Below are 8,340 nucleotides of genomic sequence, written 5' to 3' on the forward strand. Positions count from 1 at the left end.
CGGCGCCGCTCAGGACCGGCGCCGCTCCGCCACCGGATCGGTCGAGCGCCGCACCACGAGCTCGGGCAGGAACACCGTCTGCCGCGGGATGAGGTCGCGGTCGGCCGTCTCCTCGAGCAGGATGCGCAGCGCGGTTCGGCCGATCATGCCGCTCGGCTGGCGCATCGACGAGAGCGGCACCGCGGCGGCCGACGCGAACGAGATGTCGTCGAACCCGATGATCGCGATCTCGTCGGGCACCAGCATCCGCCCCCCGACGACGAGGGACTGCAGCAGGCCGAGCGCGATGAGGTCGTTCGCGGCGAACAGCGCATCGGGCCACTCGCCGCGCGGTCGCGAGACGATGCGGGCGCCGGCCGCGACCCCCTCGTCGACCGTCATGGCGCCCGTGGCCACGACCTCCACCTCGACCGGCACCGCGGCATTCTCGGCTGCGACGCGCGCTCCCGCGAGGCGATCGTTGACCTGGCGGATGTCGAACGGCCCGCCGACGAACGCGATGCGGCGCCGCCCGGTGGCGATGAGGTGCTCGACCGCCATGCGTCCGCCCGCGACGCTGTCGACCGACACGGAGCTGAACCGGCTGCTGCCGCCGAACCGGTCGACGAGCACGGCCGGGATGCCGCGGGCACGGAGTCGTTCGAGCCGGGGCTGGATGTCGCCGTAGGGCGAGATGAGCACGCCCCGCACCTGCTGCTCCTCGAACAGGTCGAGGTACAGGCGCTCGCGCGCGACGTCCTCGTCGGTGTTGCCGTAGAGCACCGCGATGTTGTGCCTGGAGGCCTCGTCCTCGGCGCCGCGCACGACGTCGTTGAAGAAGGGGTTCTGGCCGTTGAGCACGACGAAGCCCACCGTGGTGCTGACGCCCGCGCGGAGCTTGCGGGCGGCGTCGTTGCGCACGTACCCGAGCTCCTCGATGGCGCGGCTGACACGGGCGATCGACTCGGCAGAGACTTCGTCGGGGCGGTTCAGCACATTCGAGACGGTGCCGACCGAGACGCCGGCGTGCTGCGCCACATCACGGATGCTCGCGGCTGGCATTCGCGCTCCTCGTCATCGATGGTCGGCGTCAGGCTGTCCCGGGCTTGACCGTTCACCGGGACGTCCCTACAGTAGTCCTGAATCGCTTCTGAATCGATTCATATCAGATTCACCTCAACGGGGAGGACCGCTCGTGACCGACACGCCGCCGTCAGCCGCACCGCCCATGCTCGAGCTGTCACGGGTCGTCAAGTCGTTCGGCGCGGTCATCGCACTGCGGTCAGGCAGCCTGCGCCTCGAGGCCGGCTCGATCCACGCCCTCGTCGGCGAGAACGGCGCCGGCAAGTCGACGCTCGTGAAGATCGTGGCGGGCCTCTACCGACGCGACGCCGGCGACTTCCGCCTGAACGGCGAGGAGGTCGACTTCACGTCCACCGCGCAGTCGAAGGCCGCGGGCATCGCCGTCATCTACCAGGAGCCCACGCTCTTCCCCGACCTCTCCGTCACCGAGAACGTCTTCATGGGTCGCCAGCCCGTGGGCCGCTTCGGCCGCATCGACCGCAAGGCGATGCGACGCGAGGTCGAGGCCCTCTTCCAGCGCCTCGCCGTGCGGATCGACCCCGACCGTCCGGCCGAGGGCCTCTCGATCGCCGACCAGCAGGTCATCGAGATCGCCAAGGCCGTCTCCCTCGACGCCCGCGTGCTCATCATGGACGAGCCGACCGCGGCCCTCTCGGGCGTCGAGGTCGACCGCCTGTTCGCCATCGCGCGGAGCCTCCGCGACGAGGGCCGCGCGCTCCTGTTCATCTCGCACCGCTTCGACGAGGTGTTCGACCTCTGCGACACGGTCACCGTCATGCGCGACGGCGCCTACATCAGCACCACGCCGATCGACGAGACCACCCCCGACGAGCTCGTGCGCCAGATGGTCGGCCGCGACGTCACCGAGCTGTTCCCGAAGCAGGAGGCCGTCATCGGCGACCCGCTGCTCGAGGTCGAGGGGCTGTCGAGCGCGGGCGTCTTCCACGACATCTCCTTCACGGTGCGCTCCGGCGAGATCGTCGGCCTCGCCGGACTCGTCGGCGCCGGCCGCAGCGAGGTCGCCCGCGCCGTGTTCGGCGTCGACGGCTACGACGCCGGCAGCGTGCGCCTCGCCGGGGCATCCGTGGCCAAGCGCGACCCCGCGGGCGCCATGCGGCAGGGCATCGCACTCGTGCCCGAGGACCGGCGCAAGCAGGGACTCGTGCTCGAGTCATCCGTCGCCCGCAATCTCACGCTGGCCATCCGCACGCAGCTCGCGAAGGCCGGCATCATCACCTCGGGGTTCGAGAACCGCGCGGCCAAGGTCTGGGCCAGCCGGCTCGAGGTGAAGACCACCGCCATGAGCACCGTCGCTGCCACGCTCTCGGGCGGCAACCAGCAGAAGGTCGTGCTCGGCAAGTGGCTCGCCACCGAGCCGCAGGTGCTCATCATCGACGAGCCCACCCGCGGCATCGACGTCGGCACCAAGGCCGAGGTGCACCGCCTGCTCTCCGAGCTCGCCGGGCGCGGCATGGGCATCCTCATGATCTCGTCCGAGCTGCCCGAGGTGCTCGGCATGGCCGACCGTGTGCTGGTCATGCGGGAGGGCCGCATCACGGCAGAGTTCGAGCGAGCGGATGCCACGTCCGAGAACGTCATGTTCGCCGCCACCCACGCGACGGGAGCCCACTCGTGACCGCCCCGACCATCGAGAAGTCCGACGTCACCAAGCGGCTGCGGGCCGTCGGCGCGGCACGCGAGTTCGGCATCCTGATCGCGCTGCTGCTCGTCATCCTCGCCGCGACGGTCGCCAACCCGAACTTCCTGTTCAGCTCCGACGGATGGCGCGACCTGCTGCTCACCCCGTCGATCCTCGTGCTGCTGGCCGTCGGCCAGGCGATCGTCATCATCACCCGGAACGTCGACCTCTCGGTCGGCTCGGTGCTCGGCCTCTCGGCCTACCTCACCGGCCGGCTGTTCATCGACCTGCAGGGCATCCCGATGGTCGCGGTGTTCCTCATCGTGATCGTCTTCGGCGGGCTGCTCGGCCTCGTGAACGGTGCGCTCGTGGCCTTCGCGAAGGTCCCCTCGCTCGTCATCACCCTGGGCACGCTCTACGCCTACCGCGGCATCAACGTGCTGTGGACGGGCAGCGACCGGGTGAACGCCTCCGACCTGCCGAAGGAGTTCCTCGCCCTCGGCACCGGGCAGATCCTCTTCATCCCGATCCTCACGATCATCGCGCTGGCGGTGCTCGTCGTCGCGGGCTGGGTCATGAAGAACACGCGGGCCGGGCGCGAGTTCTACGCGATCGGCTCCGACCCCGCGGCGGCGGAGCTCTACGGCCTCCGCGTCACCCGGCGCCTGCTCACCGCCTTCGTGCTCTCGGGCGCGCTCGCGGGCCTCGGCGGGGTGCTCTACGCCGCGCGGTACGGCACCATCAGCTCGCAGGCCGGCTCGGGCTGGGAGCTCGACGCGGTGGGCGCGGCGGTGATCGGCGGCGTCGCGATCTTCGGCGGCAGCGGCACCGTCTGGGGCGCCGCCCTCGGCGGGGTGCTGCTCCTCACGATCAACCGGGCGCTGCCGATCCTCGGCATCCCCGACTTCTGGCAGCGGGCGGTGGTCGGCGTGCTGATCATCGGCGCCATCGTGCTCGACCGCATCCTCGCGATCCGGCAGAAACGCAAGCTCCTCGAGGCGAGGGAGGACGAGTCATGACCGCCACCACCACCGGCACCGCGGCCGTCCGCACCTACCGCGACTACGACAAGCCGCTGTGGCAGCGCGTGCTGCTCACCCGCGAGATGGCGATCATCGCGCTGCTCGCCATCGTGGCCGTCGTCGCCTCGATCGCCGTGCGCGGGTTCGGCCAGCCGATCACCCTGACCTACCTCCTGCTCGACGTCATGCCGATCCTGCTCATCGCGCTGCCGATGACGCTCATCATCATCACGGGCGAGATCGACCTGTCGGTCGCGAGCATCGTGGGCCTCGCGAGCGTGCTGACCGGCGTGCTCACCCGGGCCGGAGTGCCCTTCGAGGTGGCGGCGATCGCCGCGATCGTCGTGGGGGCGGTCGGCGGCGCGCTGAACGGCTTCCTGGTCACCGTCGTCGGACTGCCGTCGCTCGCCGTCACGATCGGCACGCTCGCGCTGTACCGCGGGCTCGCGATCGGGCTCCTCGGCACGACGGCCGTCACCGACTTCCCCGAGTTCTGGACCGACCTCGCACAGGCCCGCGTCGGCAACACGAACATCCCGGTCGTGCTGTTCCTGTTCCTCGTCCTGCTCGTCGTGTTCACGGTGCTGCTGCACTTCACGCCGTTCGGCCGGGGCATCTACGCGATCGGCCTCGCGAGCGAGGCGGCGCGGTTCTCGGGCGTGCGCGTCGAGCGCACGAAGCTCATCCTCTTCGTGCTCTCGGGCACCGTGTCCGCGCTCGCCGGCATCTACTACACGCTCCGCTACGGCAACGCCCGCGGTGACAACGCCACCGGCCTCGAGCTGCAGGTCATCGCGGCCGTGCTCCTCGGCGGCGTGTCGATCTTCGGCGGCCGCGGCGCGATCCACGGCGTCATCGCCGGCGTGCTGCTCATCGGCGTGCTCGCCAGTGCACTGCGGCTCGCGAACGTCACGTCCGACGTCATCAACATCATCACCGGAGTGCTGCTCGTGCTCTCGGTGGTGGCATCGAGCTTCCTGGCCTGGCTGCGCAAGCGCCGGAGGGCACCAGGGGGAACACCGCGCGTCGAGGCCTCCACAGCAGGGTGACCGGGCCGCGCGACCCGTCGATGCGATCACACATCGACCTCATCCGATGAAGGGAAGAACAACGATGTTTCAGAAGAAGCACCGCGCCGGTGCACTCGCGGCGCTGGCGGTGAGCGTCGCGCTCCTCGCGACCGGCTGCGCCGTCGACTCCGGCTCTGGCAGCAGCGAAGGCGACGGAGGCGGCGACGGCGACCTCTCCATCACCTTCGTCCCCAAGAACCTCGGCAACCCGTACTTCGACACCTCGTCGACCGGCGCGAAGGAGGCCATCGAGGAGTTCGGCGGCACCTTCGCCGAGGTCGGCCCCGCGGAGGCGACGCCCGACGCGCAGGTCAGTTACATCAACACCCTGACCCAGCAGGGCGTGGGCGCGATGGCCGTGTCGGCCAACGACCCCGAGGCGATCTGCGACGCGCTGAACGAGGCCCGCGACGCTGGCGTCAAGGTCGTCACGTTCGACTCCGACACGAACCCCGACTGCCGCGACCTGTTCATCAACCAGGCCACCGCGGAGGGCATCGCGAAGGTGCAGGTCGACCTCATCGCCGACCAGATCGGCGGCGCCGGCGAGATCGCCATCCTCTCGGCATCCGCCAATGCGACGAACCAGAACGCGTGGATCGCCACGATGGAGGAGTACCTCGCCAGCGACTACCCCGACATCACGCTCGTCGACACCGTCTACGGCGACGACGACGACCAGACGTCCTTCGACAAGACCGCGGCACTCCTCCAGACGCATCCCGACCTGAAGGGCATCATCTCGCCCACCACGGTCGGCATCGCGGCGGCGGCTCGCTACCTCTCCACCTCGGAGTACAAGGGCAAGGTCGCGCTGACGGGCCTCGGCACGCCGAACCAGATGCGCGAGTACGTCGAGGACGGCACCGTCACGTCGTTCGCCCTGTGGAACCCGGCCGACCTGGGCTACCTCGCCTCGTACGCGGCGAAGGCGCTCATCGAGGGCGACATCACGGGTGAGGAAGGCGACTCGTTCGACGCCGGAAAGCTCGGCGAGTTCGAGGTCGGCGCCGACGGCGTCGTGCTGCTCGGCGACCCGTTCGTGTTCGACGCCGACAACATCGGCGACTTCGACTTCTAGGAGTCGAAGATGACGGGCCCGGCCGGGCGCACTGACGACCGGCCGGGCCTCTCGCGTCTTCCGCCACGCCGCAGTTCTGCCTACGCTGGGATGGAAAGCGTATTCCGGGTTGCGGGCGCCGCAATCCTGCCTTAGGCTTTGAAACGATTCATCACAGGACGGAGCGCTCGATGATGAGCAGACACGGCACACCCCGTGACATCCAGCGGGTGTGCTTCCAGCTGCAGGTCGACCCTGGGCGGCTCGACGAGTACGCCGAACGGCACGCGGCCGTGTGGCCCGACATGCTGCGCGCCATCGAGGCGTCCGGCCGCCGCAACTACTCACTGTTCCTGCGCGCCGACGGCCTGCTCATCGGCTACTACGAGACCGACGACGACACCGCATCGCAGGCGGCCCTCGAGCAGGACCCGCGCACCGCCGCGTGGGAGGCAGAGATGGCCGGGTTCTTCGTCGCCCTCGAGGGCGCGCGACCCGATCAGGGCGCTCCGCGACTCGCCGAGGTGTTCCACCTCGAAGACCAGCTCACCGCACTCGACCACGCCGGCTCCCCGTCCACGAACGACCTCCGCACAGAAAGCAGCGACTCGTGAGCAACATTCCCAGCACCGTCCTCGACCAGCTCGAGCTGCAGTCGATCGAGCTCCCCTCGTGGGCGTTCGGCAACTCGGGCACCCGATTCAAGGTGTTCGCCACGCCGGGCACGCCCCGCGACCCCTACGAGAAGATCGCGGATGCCGCGCAGGTGCACGCCTACACGGCGCTCGCGCCCACCGTGGCGCTGCACATCCCTTGGGACAAGGTCGACTCCTACGACGACCTGCGCAAGCACGCCGAAGACCAGGGCGTCGCGCTCGGCACGATCAACTCGAACACCTTCCAGGACGACGACTACAAGTTCGGCGCGCTCACCCATGAAGACGCGGCCGTGCGGCAGAAGGCGATCGACCACCACTTCGAGTGCATCGACATCATGCACGCGACGGGCAGCCGCGACCTGAAGATCTGGCTCGCCGAGGGCTCGAACTACCCGGGCCAGGCCGACCTGCGCGGCCGTCAGGACCGCCTGCACGAGTCGCTCGCGACGATCTACGCCCGCCTCGGCGACGAGGACCGCCTCGTGCTCGAGTACAAGTTCTTCGAGCCGGCGTTCTACCACACCGACGTCCCCGACTGGGGCACGAGCTACGCCCAGGTCGCGGCGCTCGGCGACAAGGCCATGGTCTGTCTCGACACGGGCCACCACGCACCCGGCACGAACATCGAGTTCATCGTCATGCAGCTGCTGCGCCTCGGCAAGCTCGGCTCGTTCGACTTCAACTCGCGCTTCTACGCCGACGACGACCTCATCGTGGGCGCCGCCGACCCGTTCCAGCTGTTCCGCATCATCTTCGAGGTGATCCGCGGCGGCGGCTTCAACCACCCCGACGTGGCGTTCATGCTCGACCAGTGCCACAACGTCGAGGACAAGATCCCCGGCCAGATCCGCTCCGTGCTCAACGTGCAGGAGATGACCGCCCGGGCGCTCCTCGTCGACACCGACGCGCTGCGTGCCGCGCAGGTGTCGGGCGACGTGCTCGAGGCCAACCGCATCTTCATGGACGCGTTCTACACCGACGTGCGCCCGGTCGATGCCGGCGGCGTCACCGCTCGGGGACTCGGCGTGCACGAGCTCCAACAGGTCGTCGACGAGCTCGCGTTCGTCGACGAGAGCGTCGCGCAGCAGATCGAGGCTGCGCGCCCCCGTCGGCGCCCCATCGCCGTCGGGCGGCGGCATCGCGGCTCCTGATTCACTGGTGTGCATAGATACGAAACGTATCTCGGATTTCTGGCAAACTCAATCTTGACCAAAACAACGTATATCTCGCAGGATGGAACGAGTTACGTCTCGTAAGACAAGGATCACACATGCAGCAGACCGCCTCCGGGTTGTTCGTCGAGCCGCTCGACAGCGCGGCACGCCGCCACGCGGCATCCGGTCTCTATCGAGACGTCTTCGGCTATGCCGACTCCGCTCATGCCGTCAGTCCACGGCTGCTCCGAGCACTGCTCGATCACGGCGGAAGCGCCCTCGGCGCCTACGACGGCGACGGCGCGATGCTCGGGTTCTGCTACGGATTCTCCGCGGTCGACGGTGACGGCGTCTACCACTACTCGCAGGCCGTCGCGGTGCACGAGCGCGCACGGGGACTCGGCGTCGGTCGCGCGCTCAAGCTCGCGCAGGCGGAGGTCGCGCGTTCGGCCGGCGCCCGATCGATGCGCTGGGCGTTCGATCCCACCCTGACCAGGAACACGCACTTCAACCTCGGAGTGCTCGGGGCGAAGGTCACCGCATTCCACCCCGCGTACTACGGCGAGCCCGGCAGCGACCGCGCCATCGCCCGCTGGACGCTGGACCACACGTCGCACCAGGTCGAACGCGAGGCGGCGGCCGCGGCCGCCGACCGGTCGCAACGGGCCGCTGAT

8 protein-coding genes are annotated in these 8,340 nt (G+C 69.3%); 7 read left to right on the forward strand and 1 reads right to left on the reverse strand.

Annotated elements, in window-relative coordinates:
- Positions 1 to 9 precede the first annotated feature (9 nt).
- The gene (locus tag GH736_RS12785) at positions 10 to 1,041 is read right to left on the reverse strand and encodes a LacI family DNA-binding transcriptional regulator (protein ID WP_159603849.1); all 1,032 of its coding nucleotides are present in this window, start codon (positions 1,039 to 1,041) and stop codon (positions 10 to 12) included.
- A 166-nt stretch (positions 1,042 to 1,207) separates the two neighbouring features.
- On the opposite strand from GH736_RS12785, the gene GH736_RS12790 reads away from it, so the two are divergent.
- From GH736_RS12790 to GH736_RS12820, 7 genes are all read left to right on the forward strand, one after another.
- Entirely contained in the window at positions 1,208 to 2,698 is a 1,491-nt protein-coding gene (locus GH736_RS12790) for a sugar ABC transporter ATP-binding protein (RefSeq protein WP_159603859.1), read from the forward strand.
- Positions 2,695 to 3,720, forward strand: coding sequence for an ABC transporter permease (locus GH736_RS12795; RefSeq protein ID WP_159603851.1), 1,026 nt, complete (start codon positions 2,695 to 2,697; stop codon positions 3,718 to 3,720). The genes GH736_RS12790 and GH736_RS12795 overlap by 4 nt, the downstream gene beginning before the upstream one ends.
- On the forward strand, positions 3,717 to 4,772 hold the full coding sequence (locus tag GH736_RS12800) for an ABC transporter permease (RefSeq protein WP_159603853.1): 1,056 nt from the start codon (positions 3,717 to 3,719) through the stop codon (positions 4,770 to 4,772). The genes GH736_RS12795 and GH736_RS12800 overlap by 4 nt, the downstream gene beginning before the upstream one ends.
- A 64-nt stretch (positions 4,773 to 4,836) precedes the next feature.
- Positions 4,837 to 5,874 (forward strand): rhamnose ABC transporter substrate-binding protein, encoded by a 1,038-nt coding sequence (rhaS, locus tag GH736_RS12805; RefSeq protein ID WP_159603855.1) that lies wholly within the window; start codon positions 4,837 to 4,839, stop codon positions 5,872 to 5,874.
- Positions 5,875 to 6,044: 170 nt separating this feature from the next.
- Positions 6,045 to 6,467: an L-rhamnose mutarotase gene (locus GH736_RS12810; protein ID WP_328596853.1), complete on the forward strand. Its 423-nt coding sequence runs from the start codon at positions 6,045 to 6,047 to the stop codon at positions 6,465 to 6,467.
- Entirely contained in the window at positions 6,464 to 7,663 is a 1,200-nt protein-coding gene (gene rhaI, locus GH736_RS12815; protein ID WP_407922344.1) for an L-rhamnose isomerase, read from the forward strand. Before GH736_RS12810 ends, rhaI begins: the two co-directional genes overlap by 4 nt.
- A 119-nt stretch (positions 7,664 to 7,782) precedes the next feature.
- On the forward strand, positions 7,783 to 8,340 hold a 558-nt coding region (locus GH736_RS12820; protein WP_159603857.1), incomplete at its 3' end, for a GNAT family N-acetyltransferase.

Origin of the sequence: Agromyces humi (genome assembly GCF_009720255.1) — a bacterium.
Classification (GTDB): domain Bacteria; phylum Actinomycetota; class Actinomycetes; order Actinomycetales; family Microbacteriaceae; genus Agromyces; species Agromyces humi.

Coding starts and splice junctions, on each gene's coding strand:
- rhaS (WP_159603855.1), top strand. CDS start 4,837: ATGTTTCAGAAGAAGCACCGCGCCGGTGCACTCGCGGCGCTGGCGGTG.
- GH736_RS12800 (WP_159603853.1), top strand. CDS start 3,717: ATGACCGCCACCACCACCGGCACCGCGGCCGTCCGCACCTACCGCGAC.
- GH736_RS12790 (WP_159603859.1), top strand. CDS start 1,208: ATGCTCGAGCTGTCACGGGTCGTCAAGTCGTTCGGCGCGGTCATCGCA.
- GH736_RS12785 (WP_159603849.1), bottom strand. CDS start 1,041: ATGCCAGCCGCGAGCATCCGTGATGTGGCGCAGCACGCCGGCGTCTCG.
- GH736_RS12810 (WP_328596853.1), top strand. CDS start 6,045: ATGATGAGCAGACACGGCACACCCCGTGACATCCAGCGGGTGTGCTTC.